The organism is Stenotrophomonas sp. LC732 (assembly GCF_052446685.1).
GTDB classification, from domain to species: domain Bacteria; phylum Pseudomonadota; class Gammaproteobacteria; order Xanthomonadales; family Xanthomonadaceae; genus Stenotrophomonas; species Stenotrophomonas muris.
In genome coordinates, this window is sequence record NZ_CP199214.1 from 3,614,286 (window position 1) to 3,634,078 (window position 19,793).

General features: G+C 67.9%; 23 protein-coding genes, 1 tRNA gene and 1 other RNA gene. 20 read left to right on the forward strand and 5 right to left on the reverse strand.

Annotated features, from left to right (window positions below; genetic code table 11):
• The first annotated feature begins 14 nt into the window (after positions 1–14).
• Positions 15–110: transfer RNA gene (locus tag ACT6SE_RS17155), tRNA-Sec, on the forward strand.
• 26 nt (positions 111–136) lie between these two features.
• The gene (gene selD, locus ACT6SE_RS17160; protein WP_046432328.1) at positions 137–1,216 is read left to right on the forward strand and encodes a selenide, water dikinase SelD; all 1,080 of its coding nucleotides are present in this window, start codon (positions 137–139) and stop codon (positions 1,214–1,216) included.
• A 57-nt stretch (positions 1,217–1,273) separates the two neighbouring features.
• Here the strand turns inward: selD and ACT6SE_RS17165 are convergent, their stop codons facing one another.
• On the reverse strand, positions 1,274–2,134 hold the full coding sequence (locus ACT6SE_RS17165) for a YicC/YloC family endoribonuclease (RefSeq protein ID WP_005410888.1): 861 nt from the start codon (positions 2,132–2,134) through the stop codon (positions 1,274–1,276).
• A gap of 124 nt (positions 2,135–2,258) precedes the next feature.
• Here ACT6SE_RS17165 and rph point away from each other — a divergent pair, with 124 nt between their 5' ends.
• From rph to pepQ, 7 genes are all read left to right on the forward strand, one after another.
• Positions 2,259–2,984, forward strand: a complete 726-nt coding sequence (rph, locus tag ACT6SE_RS17170) for a ribonuclease PH (RefSeq protein ID WP_046432330.1) — start codon at positions 2,259–2,261, stop codon at positions 2,982–2,984.
• The gene (locus ACT6SE_RS17175; protein ID WP_032956062.1) at positions 2,981–3,370 is read left to right on the forward strand and encodes a VOC family protein; all 390 of its coding nucleotides are present in this window, start codon (positions 2,981–2,983) and stop codon (positions 3,368–3,370) included. Before rph ends, ACT6SE_RS17175 begins: the two co-directional genes overlap by 4 nt.
• Positions 3,367–3,963: an RdgB/HAM1 family non-canonical purine NTP pyrophosphatase gene (gene rdgB, locus ACT6SE_RS17180; RefSeq protein WP_032956061.1), complete on the forward strand. Its 597-nt coding sequence runs from the start codon at positions 3,367–3,369 to the stop codon at positions 3,961–3,963. The genes ACT6SE_RS17175 and rdgB overlap by 4 nt, the downstream gene beginning before the upstream one ends.
• 58 nt (positions 3,964–4,021) lie before the next feature.
• On the forward strand, positions 4,022–5,248 hold the full coding sequence (gene hemW / locus ACT6SE_RS17185) for a radical SAM family heme chaperone HemW (RefSeq protein ID WP_046432384.1): 1,227 nt from the start codon (positions 4,022–4,024) through the stop codon (positions 5,246–5,248).
• 201 nt (positions 5,249–5,449) lie between these two features.
• Positions 5,450–7,729 carry a DUF1631 family protein gene (locus ACT6SE_RS17190; protein WP_046432332.1) on the forward strand — a complete coding sequence of 760 codons (2,280 nt, stop codon included), beginning with the start codon at positions 5,450–5,452 and terminating at the stop codon, positions 7,727–7,729.
• Complete coding sequence (locus tag ACT6SE_RS17195; protein WP_014648285.1) at positions 7,726–8,100, forward strand: PilZ domain-containing protein; 375 nt, start codon at positions 7,726–7,728, stop codon at positions 8,098–8,100. Before ACT6SE_RS17190 ends, ACT6SE_RS17195 begins: the two co-directional genes overlap by 4 nt.
• A gap of 75 nt (positions 8,101–8,175) precedes the next feature.
• Positions 8,176–9,507, forward strand: coding sequence for a Xaa-Pro dipeptidase (gene pepQ, locus ACT6SE_RS17200; protein WP_046432334.1), 1,332 nt, complete (start codon positions 8,176–8,178; stop codon positions 9,505–9,507).
• A gap of 503 nt (positions 9,508–10,010) precedes the next feature.
• On the opposite strand, the gene ACT6SE_RS17205 is transcribed toward pepQ, so the two are convergent.
• Entirely contained in the window at positions 10,011–11,333 is a 1,323-nt protein-coding gene (locus ACT6SE_RS17205; RefSeq protein ID WP_087786593.1) for an aminopeptidase P N-terminal domain-containing protein, read from the reverse strand.
• A 5-nt stretch (positions 11,334–11,338) separates the two neighbouring features.
• Complete coding sequence (locus tag ACT6SE_RS17210; RefSeq protein WP_014648288.1) at positions 11,339–11,887, reverse strand: YecA/YgfB family protein; 549 nt, start codon at positions 11,885–11,887, stop codon at positions 11,339–11,341.
• Positions 11,888–12,041: 154 nt separating this feature from the next.
• Here ACT6SE_RS17210 and ACT6SE_RS17215 point away from each other — a divergent pair, with 154 nt between their 5' ends.
• The 8 genes from ACT6SE_RS17215 (at position 12,042) to ACT6SE_RS17250 (ending at position 16,190) form a co-directional block, all read left to right on the forward strand.
• A complete protein-coding gene (locus tag ACT6SE_RS17215) occupies positions 12,042–12,263 on the forward strand; it encodes a TIGR02449 family protein (protein WP_005410898.1) in 222 nt (73 codons plus the stop codon).
• A complete protein-coding gene (locus ACT6SE_RS17220) occupies positions 12,260–12,556 on the forward strand; it encodes a cell division protein ZapA (protein ID WP_005410899.1) in 297 nt (98 codons plus the stop codon). Before ACT6SE_RS17215 ends, ACT6SE_RS17220 begins: the two co-directional genes overlap by 4 nt.
• 153 nt (positions 12,557–12,709) lie before the next feature.
• Positions 12,710–12,895, forward strand: a non-coding RNA gene (ssrS, locus tag ACT6SE_RS17225) — 6S RNA.
• Between the two features lie 83 nt (positions 12,896–12,978).
• Entirely contained in the window at positions 12,979–13,572 is a 594-nt protein-coding gene (locus ACT6SE_RS17230; protein ID WP_032956052.1) for a 5-formyltetrahydrofolate cyclo-ligase, read from the forward strand.
• Positions 13,569–14,048 (forward strand): EVE domain-containing protein, encoded by a 480-nt coding sequence (locus tag ACT6SE_RS17235; RefSeq protein WP_046432339.1) that lies wholly within the window; start codon positions 13,569–13,571, stop codon positions 14,046–14,048. The genes ACT6SE_RS17230 and ACT6SE_RS17235 overlap by 4 nt, the downstream gene beginning before the upstream one ends.
• Positions 14,049–14,070: 22 nt before the next feature.
• A complete protein-coding gene (gene rpiA / locus ACT6SE_RS17240; RefSeq protein ID WP_014648291.1) occupies positions 14,071–14,718 on the forward strand; it encodes a ribose-5-phosphate isomerase RpiA in 648 nt (215 codons plus the stop codon).
• A gap of 21 nt (positions 14,719–14,739) precedes the next feature.
• A complete protein-coding gene (locus ACT6SE_RS17245) occupies positions 14,740–15,186 on the forward strand; it encodes a DUF192 domain-containing protein (RefSeq protein WP_014648292.1) in 447 nt (148 codons plus the stop codon).
• 158 nt (positions 15,187–15,344) lie between these two features.
• Positions 15,345–16,190, forward strand: a complete 846-nt coding sequence (locus ACT6SE_RS17250) for a SirB1 family protein (RefSeq protein ID WP_024957828.1) — start codon at positions 15,345–15,347, stop codon at positions 16,188–16,190.
• A gap of 40 nt (positions 16,191–16,230) precedes the next feature.
• Here the strand turns inward: ACT6SE_RS17250 and ACT6SE_RS17255 are convergent, their stop codons facing one another.
• On the reverse strand, positions 16,231–16,455 hold the full coding sequence (locus tag ACT6SE_RS17255; RefSeq protein ID WP_075076014.1) for a rubredoxin: 225 nt from the start codon (positions 16,453–16,455) through the stop codon (positions 16,231–16,233).
• 34 nt (positions 16,456–16,489) lie between these two features.
• Between ACT6SE_RS17255 and thiE the strand changes: the two genes are divergently transcribed.
• Both thiE and hemL read left to right on the forward strand, forming a co-directional pair.
• Entirely contained in the window at positions 16,490–17,116 is a 627-nt protein-coding gene (gene thiE / locus ACT6SE_RS17260; RefSeq protein ID WP_046432341.1) for a thiamine phosphate synthase, read from the forward strand.
• A 16-nt stretch (positions 17,117–17,132) separates the two neighbouring features.
• Positions 17,133–18,422 carry a glutamate-1-semialdehyde 2,1-aminomutase gene (gene hemL, locus ACT6SE_RS17265; protein WP_046432344.1) on the forward strand — a complete coding sequence of 430 codons (1,290 nt, stop codon included), beginning with the start codon at positions 17,133–17,135 and terminating at the stop codon, positions 18,420–18,422.
• Positions 18,423–18,495: 73 nt separating this feature from the next.
• On the opposite strand, the gene azu is transcribed toward hemL, so the two are convergent.
• Positions 18,496–18,945, reverse strand: a complete 450-nt coding sequence (gene azu, locus ACT6SE_RS17270; protein ID WP_046432386.1) for an azurin — start codon at positions 18,943–18,945, stop codon at positions 18,496–18,498.
• Positions 18,946–19,068: 123 nt separating this feature from the next.
• Here azu and ACT6SE_RS17275 point away from each other — a divergent pair, with 123 nt between their 5' ends.
• Positions 19,069–19,671: an HAD-IA family hydrolase gene (locus ACT6SE_RS17275; RefSeq protein ID WP_014648298.1), complete on the forward strand. Its 603-nt coding sequence runs from the start codon at positions 19,069–19,071 to the stop codon at positions 19,669–19,671.
• The last annotated feature ends 122 nt before the right edge of the window (positions 19,672–19,793 follow it).

The following is a 19,793-nucleotide window of genomic DNA, read 5'->3' on the forward strand; positions in this document are numbered from 1 at the left end:
ACCGCCGTACTTTCGGAAGGCATGCGCATCCGGGCATGTGGCTGGGCTTCAAACCCAGTAGGGGGCGTCGATCGTTCCCTGGTAGGTTCGACTCCTGCTGCCTTCCGCCATTCGTGTTTCCGCAGGAGATGTCGGCATGGCCACGCACGCGCAGTCACCCGCCCCATCAACGGCCGATGCCCCGCAACGACTGACCTCTCTCGCGCATGGCGGCGGCTGCGGCTGCAAGATCGCGCCGGGCGTGCTGAGCGAACTGCTGCGCGGCGTTCCAGCACTTCCCGCACCGGCCGAACTGCTGGTGGGCCGCGAGACCAGCGACGACGCCGCGGTGTACCGCCTCGATGATCGCCAGGCAATCGTCGCCACCACCGATTTCTTCATGCCCATTGTCGACGACCCGTTCGACTTCGGCCGCATCGCCGCCACCAACGCGTTGTCGGACCTGTACGCGATGGGCGCGCGGCCGCTGTTCGCGCTGGCCATCGTCGGCATGCCGATCAACACCCTGCCGCAGGACACCATCCGCGGCATCCTGCAGGGCGGCGAGCGTGCCTGCGCCGACGCCGGCATCTTGGTGGCCGGCGGCCACAGCATCGATTCGGTGGAACCGATCTACGGCCTGGCCGCGATCGGCGTGCTCGATCCTCAGCGGCTCAAGCGCAATGCCGATGCCCGCGCCGGCGATGTGCTGGTGCTGGGCAAGCCGTTGGGCGTGGGCGTGTACTCGTCGGCGCTGAAGAAAGAAGTGCTGGATGCAGAGGGCTACCGGCAGATGATCGCGTCGACTACCCGCCTGAACAGCGTGGGCGTGCCGCTGGCCGCGCTGGACGGCGTGCACGCGATGACCGACGTCACCGGCTTCGGCCTGCTCGGCCACCTGCTGGAAGTGTGCCGCGCCAGCGGCGTCGCTGCCGAAGTGGACAGTGCACAGGTGCCGCTGCTGCCGCAGGCGCTGGAGCTGCTGCAGCGCGGCTGCGTGACCGGCGCCTCCGCCCGCAACTGGGCCTCGTATGGCGCCGAAGTGCGCTTCGCCGAACGCTTGGCCGGCCACTGGCAGCCACTGCTGACCGATCCGCAGACCAGTGGCGGGCTGTTGGTGTCCTGCGCCCCGGAGGCAGTGAATGCGGTGCTGGCCTGCTTCCACGACGCAGGGTTCGGCCAGGCGGCCGTGGTCGGGCGATTGGGTGAAGGGGCGCCGGGCGTCAGCGTGCGCTGATGCGCTGGAACGACAAGGGCGCCCGAAGGCGCCCCTGCTGTATCGCTGCACGCAACATCATTCGATGTTCTGCACCTGCTCGCGGATCTGGTCGATCAGCACCTTCAGCTCCACCGCGGCATTGGACGTGCGGCTGTCCACCGACTTCGAGCCCAGCGTATTGGCTTCGCGGTTGAACTCCTGCAGCAGGAAGTCCAGGCGGCGGCCGACCGGCTCGCGCTGCTTGAGCACGCGGCGGATCTCGACGATATGGCTGCCGAGCCGGTCCAGCTCTTCATCCACGTCCAGCTTCTGCAGCCACAGGACCAGCTCCTGCTCCGCACGGCCCGGGTCGACCGGGTGCGGCAGGTCAGCCAGACGGGCGGCCAGCTTGGCGCGCTGGCCGTCGCGAATGGCCGGAATCAAGGTGCGCACTTCGGTGGCGATGCGTTCGATGCCGTCCACGCGTTCGCTGATGGCCGCAGCCAGCTTGCCGCCTTCGCGCTCACGCGCTTCGACGAAGCCGTCCAGCACCTGGTCCAGCAGGGCCAGCGCCTCGACCTGCAGGGCGGCGGCATCCGTGGCCTCGCCGCGGGTCACGCCCGGCAGCTGCAGCAGATCGGTGAAGCTGACCTGCAGGTTCGGGAAATCGGAGGTCAGGCGGTGGGCCAGGCGGCCCAGCTGGCCCAGCAGGGCCTCGTCCACCTGCAGGTTGGCAGCCGCCTCCGGCGCGCGCAGGCGCATCACCAGATCCAGCTTGCCGCGGCTCAGGCGCGCGGCGATACGCTCGCGCAGCTGCGGTTCGAGCGCCCGCAGTTCCTCGGGCAGGCGGGTGCCGACCTCCAGGAAGCGGTGGTTGACCGAGCGCAGCTCGCAGCCCAGCGTGCCCCACGGGGTGACCCGCTCGCCGCCGGCATAGGCGGTCATGCTTCGAATCATGGAATGTGTCCGGTGCGTGCAAAGGGGGAATGGTACCCTAGCGCCCTCACCAGAGCCCCCTTGCCCGCCCCGTGAAGGCCGCGGGCGTGGCGGCGTACTCCCTCGCCATTACGGAACCCGCACCATGTCCGATTCCCGCCCCAGCGGCCGCCAGCCCGACCAGCTCCGCCCGGTCGTCATCCAACGCGGCTTCACCCGCCACGCCGAAGGTTCGGTGCTGGTGTGCTTCGGTGAAACCCGCGTGCTGTGCACCGCCAGCGTCGAGAACCGCGTGCCGGGCTTCCTGCGCGGCAAGGGCGAAGGCTGGGTCACCGCCGAGTACGGCATGCTGCCGCGCGCCACCCATACCCGCAGCGACCGCGAAGCGGCCCGTGGCAAGCAGGGCGGTCGCACGCTGGAGATCCAGCGCCTGATCGGCCGCAGCCTGCGTGCCTGCGTGGACCGCAATGCGCTGGGCGAACGCACCATCACCCTCGACTGCGACGTGCTGCAGGCCGACGGTGGCACCCGCACCGCCGCCATCACCGGCGCCTATGTGGCCCTGGTCGATGCGGTGAGCGTGCTGATGAAGCGTGGCGACATCAAGCGCAACCCGGTCCTGGGCGCAGTTGCAGCAGTGTCGGTGGGCGTGTACCGCGGCACCCCGGTGCTGGACCTGGACTACGCCGAAGACAGCGACTGCGACACCGACATGAACGTGGTGATGAACGACGGTGGCGGCTTCATCGAGCTGCAGGGCACCGCCGAAGGCCACGCCTTCCGTCGCGATGAACTGGACGCGCTGCTGGGCCTGGCCGAGAAGGGCGTGGCCGAGTTGCTGGCCGCGCAGCAGGCGGCGCTGTCGGCATGAACCGGCGCATCGCCCTGACCACCCTGGTGGTGGCCGACTATGACGAAGCCATTGCCTGGTACACCGGCAAGCTCGGCTTCGCATTGCTCGAAGACATCGACCAGGGGCACAAGCGCTGGGTGGTGGTCGGCCCGACCGACGGCAGCGCCGCCGCCCTGCTGCTGGCCCGTGCCAGCGACGAGGAACAGCGCAGCCGCATCGGCAACCAGACCGGTGGCCGCGTTGCCTTCTTCCTCAACACCGACGACTTCCACCGCGACCACGCGGCGATGCTGGCCGCCGGCGTCGAGTTCCTGGAAGCACCGCGCGAAGAACCCTATGCAACGGTCGCGGTATTCCGCGACCTGTATGGCAACACCTGGGACCTGTTGGAGCCCCGTCAATGAAGAAACTGGTATTGGCCAGCCACAATGCCGGCAAGCTGGTGGAGATGCAGGAGATCCTCGCCGACCTGCCGCTGCAGATCACCTCGGCCGCCGAGCTGGGCCTGGGCGACGTGGAAGAGACCGGCCTGACCTTCGTCGAGAACGCGCTGCTGAAGGCACGCGCCGCCTGCGAAGCGACCGGCCTGCCGGCGCTGGCCGATGATTCCGGCCTGATCGTCGATGCCCTGGGTGGTGCACCGGGCCTGTACAGCGCGCGCTATGCCGGCCACCCGACCAACGCCGCTGCCAACAACGCCAAGCTGCTGGACGCGATGGCCGGTGTTCCCGATGGCCAGCGCAGTGCCCGCTTCTATGCGGTGATCGTGCTGCTGCGCCACGCCACCGACCCGCAGCCGCTGATCTGCGAAGGCCGCTGGGAAGGGCAGATCATCCGTGAGCTGCGTGGCACGAATGGTTTCGGCTACAACCCGGTGTTCCTGGACACCACCCACGGCCTGACCGCCGCGGAAATGGAGCCGGCGCTGAAGAACGCCATCAGCCACCGTGCCGTTGCCCTGCAGCAGCTCAAGCAGCAGCTGGCGACGCTGTACTGACGCCCGACCTGATCGAACCAGGGAAGCCGGCCAACGGCCGGCACTACCGATGAAGCCCATGCCGCACGCCCACGACCACTGCAACCACCTGCCCGGCGAAGCCTGCTCCGCTGACCACGACAGCGCACCGCGGCTGGTGCCGCCACCGCTGTCGCTGTACGTGCACCTGCCGTGGTGCGTGCGCAAATGCCCGTACTGCGATTTCAATTCGCACCAGGCCAAGGGCGAGTTGCCGTTCGAGGCCTACATCGATGCACTGCTGCGCGACCTGGACCAGGACCTGCCGCTGGTCTGGGGCCGGGTGGTGCACAGCGTGTTCTTCGGTGGCGGCACGCCCAGCCTGTTCCCGCCGGAAGCGATCGACCGCTTCCTGCAGCAGGCCAGCGCGCGCCTGCGCTTTGCCCCCAACGCCGAAATCACCCTGGAAACCAACCCGGGCACCGCCGAGCATGGCCGTTTCGACCGCTACCGCGCGGCCGGCGTGAACCGCCTGAGCTTCGGCATCCAGAGTTTCGACGACGCCATGCTCAAGCGCCTGGGCCGCATCCACGACGGTGGCGAAGCCGAGCGCGCGGTGAAGATGGCGCAGGACGCGGGCTACGACAATTTCAACATCGACCTGATGTATGCGCTGCCGGAACAGACCCTGGCCGGCGCCGAGGCCGACCTGGAGCGTGCATTTGCACTGCAACCGGCGCACATCTCGCACTACCAGCTGACCCTGGAACCGAACACGGTGTTCTTCGCGCGGCCGCCGCAGGGCATTCCCGATGAAGACAACGCCTGGGACATGCAGGAACACTGCCAGACATTGCTGGCACAGGCTGGTTTCGGCCAGTACGAGGTCAGCGCCTATGCGCGCCCCGGCCGGCAAAGCGCGCACAACCTGAACTACTGGCGTTTCGGCGATTACCTGGGCATCGGTGCCGGTGCGCACGGCAAGATCAGCTCGGGCGCCGAAGAACACGTGCTGCGCCGCTGGAAGCTGAAGCATCCGCAGGCCTACCTGGACAGCGCTGGCACGCCGGCCTCTTTCGGGGGTGACGATGTGATCGCAGCCGAGCGCCTGCCGTTCGAGTACATGCTCAACCTGCTGCGCCTGCACGAAGGGTTCGGCCTTCGCGATTTCGAGTCGCGCACCGGGCTGCCGCGCGGCGTGCTGGACGCTCCGTTGGCCGAGGCCGTCCAGCGCGGCTGGCTGGAGGTGGCGGAGGGTCATGTGCAGCCGACCGAGCTGGGCCGCCGGTTCACCAACGATGTGGTGAGCCTGTTCCTGGAGGAATAAGCCTTCCGCCATACCGGGTAGTGCCGGCCGCTGGCCGGCACTCTGGTAAAGACAGCGCTGCCGGCCAGCGGCAGGCACTACCGTTCATCCGTCGGCCCTGCCCGATGAACGTGAGACACGTTCAGCCTAAAGTAGCGCCGACTGCGGCCGACACGGTAGATTCACAGGATCGATCCGCGGGAATCCGGGTACCGCTCGCCGATGTCAGCTGTCTTTTCCATCACCTCTGCCGACAAAGCACGCCTGGCCGCCAGCGACCTGCCATCGCGGGTGCGTGAACTGCTGGGTGCGTTGATCGGCCTGTGCCGGCAAACGCTGGCCGCGCCCCTGATCCTGACCGTCGAAGCGCTGGAGCAGACGCTGCTGCACGACGCCGACCGTGCACGCAATCCGATGCAGCAGGCGGACCTGATGGCCCAGCGTGGCCAGCTGCACGCCTTCGCCGGCCATTTCGCCGACCGCATGCTCGATGCCGTGGCCGAAGCGCTGGCGGGCCTGCGCGAGCCGTCCATCGCCGCTGCGGCCCCTGCTTCGCCGCCGCCGCTACCGGGCGCGCTCGGCCTGTCGCTGGTCGATGAGCACGAGGTGGATCGCGACCTGCTGCTGACCGAAATGATCCGGCGCGAGACCCTGCGTTCAACCAATACGTTGAACCTGCTGGGACAGCGCCTGGGCGTGCTCGCGGCGGCGCCGGCGTTCGAGGCCGACACCCTGCCACTGGCACCGCAGGCCCTGTGCGCGATGGTGCGCCGGATCGCCGAACAGGACGCCCTTGGCGTGGAGGTGCAGCTTGCGCTGTACCGCAGCTTCGAGCGGCAGGTGCTGGAACGCCTGGGCGATGTGCTGGACCGCGCCAATGCGCTGCTGGCCCAGCATGGCGTGCTGCCGGGCCTGGTCTACACCCCGTACCTGGCACGCTCGTCGAGCACCCGGCGGATCATCACCCAGTCGGTGGGCGGCGGCCGCACAACCCAGCCTGCCAAGCGTTCCGCCGCGCCGTTGACCGGCTGGAACGGCTCCGCTCCGGCCGGTTCCTGGTCGAACCTGGTGCAGGACGCATTCAACGACGCGGGTACGCCGGGCGCAGCCACCGCTGGCGTGACCACGTCCACCGGCAGTGCGCTGCATGAATTGCTGCAGCAGGCCCGCCATGCCACTGCCCCTCCTGCGGACACCGCTGCCGTGCCCAGTGCGGCCGTCGATGCGGTCCTCGCGCGGCTGCAGGCCCAGTCCAGCGCGGCCACCGGCGTCGCCGACCTGCAGGCCGCGGTGGTCGCCCAGCTGCGCAGCGAGCACGGCGCGCAGGCCCAGCTGGGCAGCCACGACCGCGACAACCTCGACCTGCTGCGCCTGCTGATGCAGCAGGTGCAGCAACAGCAGCGCCCCGACCCGGTGCCGGCCGCCCTGCTGGCGCGCCTGCAGGTACCACTGGCGCGTGCGGCGATGGCCGACCCCGGCTTCTTCGTGCGCGATGAACACCCTGCACGCGAACTGCTCAACCAGATTGCCGAAGTCGGCGCCAACTGGCTGGGCGACGATGACGTGGACCCCCAGCTGCTGCAGCGCATGGCGCAGAGCGTGCAGGGTCTGCTCGGCCAGGATGCACGCTCGCCCGAGGCCTTCGCCGCCGCCAACGAAGACGTACAGCAGCATCAGCGCGCGGCGGCCCATCGCGCCGAACTGGCCGAGCGCCGCCACGTCGAGGCCGCGCGTGGCAAGGAACGGCTGGAACTGGCGCGTCGCCAGGCCAATGCGCAGATCGACCAGTGCTGCGACACACAGGCGCCGCCGCGCTTCGTGCAGACCCTGCTGCGCCAGGCCTGGGCCGATGCACTCACCCTCACCCGCCTGCGCCATGGCGAAGATTCGCCGCAGTGGCAGGAACGCCTGCTACAGACCGAGCGCATCGCCGCGGTGACCGCGCAGGCCGTCGATGCCAACGGTGGCACCGATGCAGTGCTGGCCAACGAGGTGGAATCGGCGCTCGTGCAGGTCGGCTATCACGCCGAGGAAGCCGCCGCCGTTGCGCGCCGCCTGGCCACGCCAGGAGGCGAGGATGAAAGCACCTCGCGCACCGAGCTCAGTGCGCGCCTGAAGGCACGTGCACGACTGGGCGAACATGCTGCCAGCGGCAGCGCCGACGCCCCGCGCACGCCGCGCAGCAGCGCCGAAGAGGCGGCCTACCAGCAGCTCGTGACCCTGCCCTTTGGCAGCTGGTTCGACATCGACAACGGTGACGGCACCCTGCGCCGCCAGCGCCTGTCCTGGTACAGCCTGCTGACCGGCCACGCCCTGTTCGTCAATCCGCGCGGGCAGAAGATCGCCGATACCGACCTTGATACGCTGGCCCGGCAGCTCAGCGCCGGACGCGCGCAGCTGGTCACCGAAGACAAGGGGCGGCTGGTCGATCGCGCATGGCAGGCCAGCCTCGGTGCGCTGCGTGCGCTGGCCGGCGGCCGTTACAGGGAGGCGTCCGTTTGAACGTGCAACCGCCGCAGGACACCCGCCGCGCGCCGCGTCGCCAGGTCTCGGACCTGGTACCGGTCACCGACCAGATGCGCGAATGCGTGGTGGGCCGGCTCGGCAATGTCTCCGAGACTGGCATGTTGATGCTGGCCAGCACCCCGCTGCGCGAGGACGCGCTGTACCAGTTCCGCTTCCCGTTGCCGATCGGTGACGGCCGCCACGAGGCCATTGACGTGGGCGTGCACCTGCTGTGGAGCGAGCCGGCGCATGTGCCCGGCCAGAGCTGGACCGGTTTCCGCTTCCTCACCCTGTCACGCGAACATCGGCAGCTGCTGCGCCAGTGGATAGGCGAAGACAGCGACGAGGCACCGGTTTCGACGGCCTGAGTGCCGGTTCCAGCACAGCGGTTTTTCCCGGTATGCGGCAGAATCTAGGGCCGTTTTCCGTGTCGAGCCACCGCAATGATCCAGCAAGACCCCGGCGCCCTGTACCCCGACCACCTGGCCGTGCTGTGCCGACGTGCCGAACAGGCGTTGGCCCGCGGCGGCTTCGACCATCTGGTCGTGCCCAGCGGCACCCTGCACTACCAGGTGTTCGACGATCGCGACTACCCGTACGCGGTCAATCCGCAGTTCAAGGCCTGGCTGCCGCTGACCCGGGTGCCCAACAGCTGGATCGTGTTCACCCCGGGCAAGCGCCCGGCGGTGATCTTCCACCAGCCCTTCGATTACTGGCACGTGGTACCGGACGCACCGAGTGGCTGGTGGGTGGAGCACTTCGACATCCACATCATCCGCAAGCCCGAAGAGGCGCTGGCCCTGCTGCCGGCCGACCCGTCGCGCTGCGCGATCCTCGGCGAGCCGCAGAGCGCGCTGGGCAGGTACGTGCCGAACAACCCGGCACCGGTGGTGAACTACCTGGAATGGCACCGCGGCAGCAAGACGCCGTATGAGATCGCGCTGATGCGCCAGGCGCAGGTGCTGGGCGTGCGCGGCCACCGCGCCGCCGAAGCCGCGTTCCGCAACGGCGCCGACGAATTCAGCATCCACATGGCGTACTGCCAGGCAGTGGGCCAGGATGCCAACGAGCTGCCCTACGGCAACATCGTGGCGCTCAATGAACATGCCGCCGTGCTGCATTACACCGAGCTGGGCCGCAAGGCGCCGCAGCCGCTGCGCAGCTTCCTGATCGATGCAGGCGCCAGCGCGCACGGCTACGCCAGCGACATCACCCGTACCTACGCCGCGCAGGGCCACGACGAATTCGCTGCGATGATTGCTGCCGTCGACGCCGCCCAGCAGCAGATGTGCGCAGCGGTGCGCCCGGGCTTCGACTACAGGCAGCTGCACGTGGACGCACATCTTTCGCTGATGGGCGTGCTGAAGGACTTCGGCGTGATCAAGGTCTCGCCGCAGACCGCGCTGGAGACCGGCGTCAGCGCCGCGTTCTTCCCGCATGGCATCGGCCACCTGATCGGCCTGCAGGTCCACGACGTGGCCGGTTTCGCGGCCAGCGACGAGGGCGGCCGCATCGAGCGCCCGGCGGGCCACCCGTACCTGCGCCTGACCCGCGTACTGGAACCGGGCATGGTGGTGACCATTGAACCGGGCCTGTACTTCATCGACATGCTGTTGAACGAAGTGAAGGATGCCGGCCATGGTGATGCGATCAACTGGGACCGCGTGGATTTCTTCCGTCCGTATGGTGGCATCCGCATTGAAGACGAAGTGCTGTGCACCGAGGGCGAGGCGGACAACCTGACGCGGCCGGCGTTTGCGGCGGCGAACGGCTGAGCCCCTCGTGGTTGGGCGCTGATATCAAAGGCCGCGCTTGGCCGGGCGGGGTGGGTTTGCAGGACACGCCGTAAACCCATCCATGGGGGCTCGATGGCGCCATCCATGGCGCCAACGGTCCTGCAAACCCACCCCGCCCGTCCTTTGACAGTTTCCTGCTGCGTCCAACCACGGAAAAAGAAGAAAGAAAAGCAGAAGCGGGTCGCTCGCTGCGCTCGCTCCGTGTCGACCAAGGTCGACACCTACCAACAGCCGCGCGTGCCAATAACCGCAGTTGCCAACAGCCGCGTGAACCTGTCGAAGGCGGGGTACTGTGGGTTTGCGGGGTGTGAGCGGCATGGATGCCGCGACCAAGCCCCCATGGATGGGTTCACGGCGTCCCCGCACACCCACAGTGCCCCGCCATCCCACGGAATGCGCGCTGTTGCTGTTGCTGTTGCTGTTGCTGTTGCTCTTGCTGTTGCCTCTGCGGGTGCAGGGCTGCAAGCCCTGCAGAACACCCCTTACCCCGCCATCACCGCTTCAATCTCGTCGGCGCTGCGCGCCAGACCTTCGGTCAGCACGCGATGACCGTCGTCGGTGATCAGCACATCATCCTCGGTACGGATGCCGATGCCGCGCCAGCGCGGTTCCACCGTCGTATCGTCCACGCCGATGTACAGCCCCGGCTCGATGGTGAATGCCATGCCCGGCTCCAGCAGCCGCGAATCGCCCGCCAGGCGGTAATCGCCCACATCGTGCACGTCCAGCCCGATCCAGTGCCCGGTCTTGTGCCGGTAGAAACGCTGGTACAGGCCTTCGGACAGGTTCTTTTCCAGCGTCCCCTTCAGCAGGCCCAGCCGCAGCAGGCCCTCGGTCAGGGTCTGCACCGCGGCCAGGTGACCGGCCTCGTACGGCACGCCCGGCCTGGCCTGGGCCAGCGCTGCGGCCTGCGCATCGCCGACCAGGTCGTGCAGTGCACGCTGCTCGGCGCTGAAGCGGCCATTCACCGGGAACGTGCGGGTGATGTCGCTGGCGTAGCCACGGTACTCGGCACCGGCGTCGATCAGCACCAGCTCGCCGTCGCGCGAACGCGCGTTGTTGTCCCGGTAATGCAGGATGCAACCGTTGCGGCCCGCACCGACGATGCTGCAATACGCCGGCACTGCATCGCTGGCGCGGAACACGCGTTCCAGCTCGGCCTGCAGCTCGTATTCGTGGATGCCGGCCCTGGCAGCCTTCATCGCCGCCAGATGCGCACGCACGCTGATCTGCGCGGCGTGGTGCATCAATGCAACTTCCGCACCGGACTTGAACAGGCGCTGCTCGTGCAGCAGATGGCCCAGTTCAAGGAATTCATGCGGCGGCTGCGCGCCGTGGCGCACCTGCGAACGCACGCGGTTGACCCAGCCGATCAGCTTCAGGTCGAAATCGGCGTCGCGACCGAAGTGGTAGTAGACGCGCGAACGGCCTTCCAACAGGCCCGGCAGGATGTCGTCCAGATCATCGATCGGGTACGCATCGTCCATGCCGTACTGCGCCACCGCGCCTTCCTGGCCGGCACGGCTGCCGTCCCAGGCTTCGCGCTCGGCATCACGTTCGCGGCAGAACAGGATGGCCTCGCCGTGGCGCCGGCCCGGGATCAGCACCAATACCGCCTCCGGCTCCGGGAAACCGCTCAGGTACTGGAAGTCCGAGTCCTGGCGGAACGGGTAATGGGTATCGAGGCTGCGCACCTTCTCGGCCGCGGCCGGCAGCACCAGGATCGCGTCCTCGCCGGCCATGTCCATCAGCTGGCGGCGCCGACGCTTGTATTCGCCGGCCGCGATGCCGGTGCGCTGCTTGATGTCCATCAGTTCAGGCGCTGCCGATGGCGCGAGGCCAGCACCACGTCACCGTGCAGCAGCAGTACCGCCACGCGGATGAACTCCTCGATCTCCGACAGGGCTTCGTCGTCATCATCGCCACCCGCTTCGAAATCCTCGCTGGAGGCGCGTGCCAGGCTGGCCATGTCGGTCAGCGCTTCTTCACCCTCTTCGGACAAGGTCGGGCGACGGCCGCCGCTGCCCAGGCCGAACCCCCCCAGGAACGAGCGGGTCCAGCTGAACATGGCATCGGCCTGCGCGGACACGTCGTCGCCGTCTGTCAGCAGCAGTTCGAAGGCGAAGTCGCGGTCTTCCAGCTGCTTGATGGTCGCCTGCAGCAGCTGCCCCAGCACGCTGTCGGCGGCCACCGGCGGCAGGTTGTCGTCGGCCAGCACCCGTGCCGGCCAGTCGTTGCCGGGGGCGCCACCGGCGGCCAGCCAGCCACACAGCGCACCGTGCAGCTCGGCAGCGGTAGCGCCCAGGCCCAGTTCCTGGCTGGCGCGGGTAACGTCGTCGACGGAGGGAAGTTCGGTCATCGTGCGGCTCGTTCGGAGAAGGAAACCCGGGGCGCGCACGCGCGCGCCCGTGAGACCCCGTAGTGTAGCAACCCGGCGGCGTCCTCTCTGCGGCCGCCAGGCCTTGCTGCGACAACGCTTGACCGCCCTTGCCCGGCTTGCCTATCGTGCCCGCATGGAACCCGCCGATCCCCTTGCCCAGCTGCAGGACTTCGCCGCCCGCGTGGAAGCGTTGCTCGAACGCAACCAGCGCCTGGCCGAGGAGAACCGCAGCCTGCGCCACCAGCAGGAACAGCTGGTGGCCGAGCGTTCCACGCTGCTGGCCAAGAACGAGCAGGCACGCTCGCGGGTGGAAGCAATGATCAGCCGGCTCAAATCCCTGGAGCAGCACACATGAGCGCCGAACCGGTCAGTGTCCGCATCCTCGATCGTGAATACACGGTGGGTGTCGGCGGCGATGAACGCGACAGCCTGATGGCCGCCGCGCGCCTGCTCGATGCGCGCATGCGCGAAATCCGCGGCAGCAACCGCATGGCCGCCGTCGACCGCGTCGCCGTGCTGGCCGCACTGAACCTGGCCCACGAACTGCAGCTGCTGCGCGACGAGAACGCCCGCCAGGCCGTGGCCCTGCAGCAGACGCTGGCCGACCTGAACAGGCGCCTCGACCGCGCGATCGACGGCACCCCCTAGAAAAAGGGGACGGAGGGGATTAAGGCGCATTCGCCCCATCCGTGCCGGAAACGTCTTAATCCCCTCCGTCCCCTTTTCGCATATCTGAATTGGCACGGACTGTTGCCGACGAACGGCCTATCCAGATCCTGCACGCTGGCTATAATGGCCACGCGTTCTCTGCGGTACTCGACGGCATGTGCAAACATTCGCCTTGTCCCTTAAGAACGACACCGGGAGCGCGACAGCGCCGGGAGTGCAGGTCCGCCTTGTAGCGGGAAGCCCGATGGTTCTCCAGCGTTCCCACTTGAGCCCCCGGGTTCAAGGTCGTTTCGCATGCATCGACATTGCGGAGAATGCAATATTCCAGCAAGGGCGGCGTCTTCGGGCGTCGCCCTTGTTCTTTCCGGCACAATGGCGGCTGATCCTTGCCGCACGCTGCCATGACCGACCCGCGCCAGGCCCTGCGCCACGACCTGCGGCAACGCCGCCGCGACCTTTCCGCCGGTGAGCGCATTGCTGCCGCCGAATCCCTTGCCGATGCCCTGCTCGCCCTGCCGTTCGCCCCACGCGAAGGCGCCGTGGCCGGCTACTGGGCGCTGGATGGCGAAATCGCCCTGCACCGCTGGCAGCTGCAACTGCCCGAAGGGCTCACCTACTGCCTGCCGGTGCTGGCCGGCGAGGTGCTGCGCTTCGCGCCGTGGCGGCCGGGGCAGGCGCTGACCAGCAACCGCTACGGCATTCCCGAACCGGACGTAGCGCTGGACGATACGCTGGAACCGGCGCAGATGGCGCTGGTGGTGGCCCCGCTGGTGGGCTTCGACGCACAGTGCCGGCGGCTGGGCATGGGGGGCGGCTGGTATGATCGCAGCTTCGCCTTCCGCCATGACCGGCCGGCGCCGCCCTGGCTGGTCGGTGCTGCGTTCGCGGTGCAGCAGGTCGAGTCCTTGCCGGTGGCGTCGTGGGACGTGCCGGTGGATGCGATCTGCACCGAAGACGGCACCCTGTTCCCCTCCGCTGCCCCCGTGAACGCATGACCGCCCGCAAGCGCTACTGGCTGATGAAGTCCGAACCGGACGCCTTCTCCATCGATGACCTGGCCAAGGTCAAGGTCGAACCCTGGAACGGGGTGCGCAACTACCAGGCGCGCAACTTCATGCGCGATGGCATGCAGGTGGGCGACGGCATCCTGTTCTACCACTCCAATACCAAGGTGCCGGGCATCGTCGGCCTGGCCACGGTGGCCAGCACCGCCTATCCGGACGACACCCAGTTCGATCCAAAATCCGACTACTACGACCCCAGGAGCACGCGCGAGAACCCGCGCTGGATGCTGGTGGACGTGGCCTTCGACCGCAAGCTGAAGCAGGTGATCGCGCTGGACGAGATCAAGCTGCACGCCGAGGAACTGGGCGAAGGCTTCCCGCTGGTTGCCAAGGGCAACCGCCTGTCGGTGTTCCCGGTGACCGCCGCGCAGTGGAAGCTGCTGCTGTCGCTGGAAAAGAAATCCTGATTCCCTGCCTGAGAGTTCTCCCATGTCCGAAGCCAAGCGCCTGGCCGCCGAGAAAGCCATCGAATACGTCGAAGACGGCATGATCGTCGGTGTCGGCACCGGTTCCACCGTGGCCTATTTCATCGATGCCCTGGCCCGCATCCAGCACCGCATCAAGGGCGCCGTGTCCAGCTCCGAGCAGAGCACCGCGCGCCTGAAGCAGCACGGCATCGAAGTGATCGAGCTGAACCACAGCGGCAACCTGTCGCTGTACGTGGACGGCGCCGATGAGTGCGATCCGAACAAGTGCCTGATCAAGGGCGGCGGCGCCGCACTGACCCGCGAGAAGATCATCGCCGAGGCCAGCGAGCGCTTCATCTGCATCGTCGACCCGAGCAAGCAGGTGCCGGTGCTGGGCAGGTTCCCGCTGCCGGTGGAAGTGATCCCGATGGCGCGCAGCCTGGTCGCCCGGCAGATCCGCGACATGACCGGCGGCCAGCCGACCTGGCGCGAAGGCGTGGTCACCGACAATGGCAACCAGATCCTGGACATCCACAACCTGCAGATCACCGATCCGGAAAAGCTGGAGCGCGAGCTCAACCAACTGCCGGGCGTGGTCTGCGTGGGCCTGTTCGCGCGCCGTCGCGCCGACGTGGTGATCGTCGGCGGCGAGCCGCCGGTCGTGCTCTGACCCTTCCGAAGGATCCTGACCATGTCGCTGTTGCGTTCGCTGCTGATGCTTCCGCTGCTGGCCCTGGCCGGCTGTGCCACCGACGCGGCCCGCCATTGGGTCGAGCTGGATGGCGCCCGCTACCAGGTGGAGCTGGCCACCAACGATGAAACCCGCGCGCGCGGGCTGATGTTCCGCGACCAGATGGCGGCCGACCACGGCATGCTGTTCATCCACGACCGCGAAGAAATGCAGGCGTACTGGATGAAGAACACCAGGATCGCGCTGGACATCCTGTACTTCGACAGCCAGCGCAGGCTGGTCAGCCAGCAGCGCGACGTACCGCCGTGCTCGGCCGGCGACATGTGCCCGCCCTACCCCAGCGGTGGCCCGGCGCGCTACGTGCTGGAACTCAACGCCGGCCAGGCCGAGAAGCTGCAGTTGAAGGACGGCACGGAGCTGAAATTCGGCCCGGGCATCGAAAAGTAAGGTACGGCCGGGCTGCGCCCGGCACCCGCAGTAGTGCCGGCCGCTGGCCGGCAACCCTGCAGGGGTCAGATCCCCTTCGCACGCGAAAGGGATCTGACCCCTGCATTTTTCACGCGGCACCGCTTGAAACGGCCTGCGAATGACGCCAGTCTGTGGCCATGCAGGACCGGATCACACTCCCCGACTGGGATGCACTGGCCGACCTCGAAGACGAGGCGCTGCCACTGTTGCCGACCGCGCTGCTGATCGCGCGCGATGAATACCCCGATCTGCAGCCGTCGACCTACGATGCGCTGATCCAGAGCCACGTCGACCACCTCCGCTCGGAAGTGGAGAGCATCGACAACAGTCCATTGAAGATGGCGGCGATCAACCGCCACCTGTTCGACGAGCTGGGCTACAGCGGCGACCACGACGAGTATTACGACCCGCGCAACAGCTACCTCAACCAGGTATTCGAGCGCCGGCTGGGCAACCCGATCTCGCTGGCGCTGGTGCAGATGGAAGTCGCGCGGCGGCTGGGCATTCCGCTCGACGGCGTGTCCTTCCCCGGCCACTTCCTGGTGCGCCTGCCGGTGGACGACGGCGTGCTGGTGATGGACCCGTTCAATGGTGGTCGCCCGCTGGACGTGGACGAACTGCGCGAACGCGCCAAGTCACACCTGGGCGGGCAGATGCCCGACGACCAGGTGCTGGCGCAGATTCTGGACCCGGCGCCGGCGCGCGCGATCCTGATGCGCATGCTGCGCAACCTGCACGGCGTGTATGCCGAGGCCGGCGAATGGGACCGCGCCGCGCGCAGTGCCGACCGCCTGCTGAAGCTCGCCCCGGAGCAGGACGATGCGCTGCGTGACCGCGGCCTGGCCTACCTGCAACTGGAGTACCTGGCCGGTGCCCGCCACGACCTGGGGCAGTACCTGAAGCGCAACCCGGAAGCCAGTGATGCGCAGTGGCTGCGCGAGAAGCTGATCGACCTCGGCGGACCGATGCCGCGGCTGCATTGAGGGTGCCGGGGTGTGGACCAACAGTCCACACCTACCCTCATCAATCGACCTCGACCATCTCGAAATCGGCCTTGGTGACCCCGCAGTCCGGGCAGGTCCAGGTCTCCGGAATGTCCTCCCAGCGCGTCCCCGGCGCGATGCCCTCCTCCGGCAGGCCCTCCGCTTCGTTGTACAGGAAGCCGCAGACCACGCACATCCAGGTGCGCAAGGTGGTGGGGGTGGCATCGCTCATCGGATAATCAGGGCTGGATTCACGGGCCGCCATTGTCCCATCGCGGTCCACTCACCGGTAGCCATCGATGACTTCTGCTTCCCCGGCGCCCCGCGGCGTCTACCTGATCACCCCGGACGAGCCCGATACCGCACGCCTGCTGGCCCGTACCGCGCCGCTGCTGGCCGCTGGCGCCACCTGGCTGCAGTACCGCAACAAGACCGCCAGTGACGCGCTGCGGCGGGAGCAGGCCACCGCCCTGCAGGCGCTGTGCGCGGAACACGGCGTGCCGCTGATCGTCAACGACGACCCGGCGCTGGCCAAAGCCGTTGGCGCGGCGGGGGTGCACCTCGGCGGCACCGACGGTGACATCCCCAGCGCACGCGCCCTGCTCGGTGCCGAGGCCATCATCGGCGCCTCCTGCTACGACCAGCTGGCCAATGCAGAGAAGGCCGTGGCCGCCGGCGCCAGCTACGTGGCCTTCGGCGCGTTCTTCCCGACCACGACCAAGGTCACCAGCAGCCGCGCGCATACCGACCTGCTGCGGCAAAGCGCCGCACTGGGCGTGCCGCGGGTGGCGATCGGCGGCCTGACGCCGGACAATGTCGGTCCCATCATCGACGCCGGCGCCGATCTGGTCGCCGTGGTCAGCAGCGTGTTCGCCGCCGAAGACCCGGTCGCGACCCAGCGCGCCTACCTCGCCCAGTTCGCGTAACGCCCAGGAAAGCCCCATGAACCACGACCAGTCCCACGCCCTGTTCTCCCGCGCCCAGCAACTGCTGCCGGGCGGCGTCAATTCGCCGGTACGCGCGTTCAAATCGGTCGGTGGCGAACCGTTCTTCGTCGAGCGCGCCGACGGCGCCTACCTGTACGACGTCGACGGCAACCGCTACATCGACTACGTCGGTTCCTGGGGCCCGATGATCGTCGGCCACAACCACCCGGCCGTGCGCCAGGCGGTGAAGAAGGCGATCGACAACGGCCTGTCCTTCGGCGCGCCGTGCGCAGCCGAAGTGACCATGGCCGAGACCATCACCCGCCTGGTGCCGTCGTGCGAGATGGTGCGCATGGTCAACTCCGGCACCGAGGCCACGCTGTCGGCGATCCGCCTGGCGCGTGGTGCGACCGGCCGCAACCGCATCGTGAAGTTCGAAGGCTGCTATCACGGCCATGGCGACTCGTTCCTGGTCAAGGCCGGCAGCGGCATGCTGACGCTGGGCGTGCCGACCTCGCCGGGCGTCCCGGCCGGGCTGAGCGAACTGACCCTGACCCTGCCCTACAACGATTTCGAAGCGGCCACTGCGCTGTTCGCGCAGCAGGGTGGCGACATTGCCGGCCTGATCATCGAGCCGGTGGTCGGCAACGCCAACTGCATCCCGCCGCGCGAGGGCTACCTGCAGCACCTGCGCGAACTGTGCACGAAGCATGGCGCGCTGCTGATCTTCGACGAGGTGATGACCGGCTTCCGCGTCGCCCTCGGCGGCGCACAGGCGCACTACGGCATCACCCCGGACCTGACCACCTTCGGCAAGATCATTGGCGGCGGCATGCCGGTCGGGGCCTACGGCGGCCGCCGCGAGCTGATGCAGCAGATCGCCCCGGCCGGCCCGATCTACCAGGCAGGTACGCTGAGCGGCAACCCGGTGGCGATGGCCGCCGGTCTGGCGATGCTGGAACTGATCCAGCAGCCGGGCTTCCACGCCGACCTGGCCGAGCGCACCGCGCGCCTGTGTGCCGGCCTGGAAGCGGCCGCCGCCGAAGCCGGCGTGGCCGTGACCACCACCCGCGTGGGCGCGATGTTCGGGCTGTTCTTCACCAGCGAGAAGGTGGAGACCTATGCGCAGGCCACTGCCTGTGACATCCCGGCGTTCAACCGCTTCTTCCATGCGATGCTGGACCAGGGCGTGTTCCTGGCGCCGTCGGCGTACGAAGCCGGTTTCCTGTCCAGCGCGCACGACGATGCGGTGATCGAGGCCACCCTCGCCGCTGCACGCGTGGCGTTCAAGGCCACCAAGGGCTGATCGCAAAAAGGGGACGGAGGGGATTAAGTCGTTTGTGCACAAACGACTTAATCCCCTCCGTCCCCTTTTTTTTCTAACCGAAGAGGAACTTGCCCTTCATCATCGCGAAGTGGCCGGGGAACGAACAGAAGAAGGTGTAGTCGCCACCTTTCTGCAGGCCCTGGGTAGAGAAACGCACGCGCGCGGTCTCGCCGCCACCGATCACCTTGGTGTGCGCCAGCACGCGCTTGTCGGCCTTCGGCAGGTAGCTGTCAGCCAGGGTCATGCGCATGCCCGCCATCGCCACTGGCTGGTAATCAGCGCTGCGGGTCAGCACCCAGTTGTGGCCCATCGCGGTGACCGCCAGCTTGCCGGTATGGCGCAGGGTCAGGTCCACGGCGGTGCAATCAGCGGCAACCTTGATCTCGCGGCTGCTGAAGCTCATCTGGTCGGTGCTGTCGATGCTCACCGCACACACCCGCGCCATCGCCGACGGCGCCAGCATCAGCGCACCCAGTCCCACTGCCACCCTCCAAGCCTTCATCATTGCATCTCCTGCGGATTCAAGCGCCATTCTAGGCAGCCCCCTGCGGCGCCGTCTGCGACCGTCTGTCGCATGCCAGCTCCAGGGTTTCCCGCGCACTCATCGCAATGGCATGCTCAGCCGATGCGGATCGACCTGTTGCTGCTGGATGTGGATGGCGTGCTGGTGCAGTACCAGCGCGGGCAACGCGTGCTGCATCTGGCCCGGACACTGCAGGTTCCGACGCACGCCGTACAGGCCGCGCTGTACGACAGCGGGCTGGAAGCAGCGCATGACAATGGCACGCTGGATGGCCCGGCCTATCTGGCGCAGCTGGGAGAGCTTCTGGGCACGACTGTCGATGTGGCTGCATGGACCGCGGCGCGACGGGCCGCCAGCCATCCTCAGGCGGCCGTGTTGCAACGATTGCAGGCCCTGCAACTGCCAATCGCGGTGCTGACCAACAACGGCGCGCTGATGCAGCAGGCATTGCCCACCCTGCTGCCGGAACTGTTTCCTGCCCTGCAGGCGCGCGTGTTCTGCAGTGCGGATTTCGGCCTGCGCAAACCGGCGCCGGCGGTGTTTCTGCGCACGCTGGAAGCGCTGGGCGTGGCACCTTCGCGCACGCTGTTCGTCGATGACCTGTTCGCCAATGTGCGTGGCGCGCGCGCTGCCGGCCTGCACGCGGAAACCGTGCGCGATGGCCGGGGATTGGGCAAGGTGTTGAAGCGTTACCGGATTGCGTGAACCACTGTAGAGCCGAGCCCATGCTCGGCTGCTGTGGCCTGGCATCGCGATGAACCGAGCATGGGCTCGGCTCTACGGGCATTCCTCAGCAACGGGTCAGAGCCCTCTCCGCAGGAGAGGGA

Excerpts from the sequence above, each read along its gene's own strand:
- selD (WP_046432328.1), top strand. The coding sequence starts at position 137 with ATGGCCACGCACGCGCAGTCACCCGCCCCATCAACGGCCGATGCCCCG.
- ACT6SE_RS17165 (WP_005410888.1), bottom strand. The coding sequence starts at position 2,134 with ATGATTCGAAGCATGACCGCCTATGCCGGCGGCGAGCGGGTCACCCCG.
- rph (WP_046432330.1), top strand. The coding sequence starts at position 2,259 with ATGTCCGATTCCCGCCCCAGCGGCCGCCAGCCCGACCAGCTCCGCCCG.
- ACT6SE_RS17175 (WP_032956062.1), top strand. The coding sequence starts at position 2,981 with ATGAACCGGCGCATCGCCCTGACCACCCTGGTGGTGGCCGACTATGAC.
- rdgB (WP_032956061.1), top strand. The coding sequence starts at position 3,367 with ATGAAGAAACTGGTATTGGCCAGCCACAATGCCGGCAAGCTGGTGGAG.
- hemW (WP_046432384.1), top strand. The coding sequence starts at position 4,022 with ATGCCGCACGCCCACGACCACTGCAACCACCTGCCCGGCGAAGCCTGC.
- ACT6SE_RS17190 (WP_046432332.1), top strand. The coding sequence starts at position 5,450 with ATGTCAGCTGTCTTTTCCATCACCTCTGCCGACAAAGCACGCCTGGCC.
- pepQ (WP_046432334.1), top strand. The coding sequence starts at position 8,176 with ATGATCCAGCAAGACCCCGGCGCCCTGTACCCCGACCACCTGGCCGTG.
- ACT6SE_RS17210 (WP_014648288.1), bottom strand. The coding sequence starts at position 11,887 with ATGACCGAACTTCCCTCCGTCGACGACGTTACCCGCGCCAGCCAGGAA.
- ACT6SE_RS17215 (WP_005410898.1), top strand. The coding sequence starts at position 12,042 with ATGGAACCCGCCGATCCCCTTGCCCAGCTGCAGGACTTCGCCGCCCGC.
- ACT6SE_RS17220 (WP_005410899.1), top strand. The coding sequence starts at position 12,260 with ATGAGCGCCGAACCGGTCAGTGTCCGCATCCTCGATCGTGAATACACG.
- ACT6SE_RS17230 (WP_032956052.1), top strand. The coding sequence starts at position 12,979 with ATGACCGACCCGCGCCAGGCCCTGCGCCACGACCTGCGGCAACGCCGC.
- ACT6SE_RS17235 (WP_046432339.1), top strand. The coding sequence starts at position 13,569 with ATGACCGCCCGCAAGCGCTACTGGCTGATGAAGTCCGAACCGGACGCC.
- rpiA (WP_014648291.1), top strand. The coding sequence starts at position 14,071 with ATGTCCGAAGCCAAGCGCCTGGCCGCCGAGAAAGCCATCGAATACGTC.
- ACT6SE_RS17245 (WP_014648292.1), top strand. The coding sequence starts at position 14,740 with ATGTCGCTGTTGCGTTCGCTGCTGATGCTTCCGCTGCTGGCCCTGGCC.
- ACT6SE_RS17250 (WP_024957828.1), top strand. The coding sequence starts at position 15,345 with ATGCAGGACCGGATCACACTCCCCGACTGGGATGCACTGGCCGACCTC.
- ACT6SE_RS17255 (WP_075076014.1), bottom strand. The coding sequence starts at position 16,455 with ATGGCGGCCCGTGAATCCAGCCCTGATTATCCGATGAGCGATGCCACC.
- thiE (WP_046432341.1), top strand. The coding sequence starts at position 16,490 with ATGACTTCTGCTTCCCCGGCGCCCCGCGGCGTCTACCTGATCACCCCG.
- hemL (WP_046432344.1), top strand. The coding sequence starts at position 17,133 with ATGAACCACGACCAGTCCCACGCCCTGTTCTCCCGCGCCCAGCAACTG.
- azu (WP_046432386.1), bottom strand. The coding sequence starts at position 18,945 with ATGAAGGCTTGGAGGGTGGCAGTGGGACTGGGTGCGCTGATGCTGGCG.
- ACT6SE_RS17275 (WP_014648298.1), top strand. The coding sequence starts at position 19,069 with ATGCGGATCGACCTGTTGCTGCTGGATGTGGATGGCGTGCTGGTGCAG.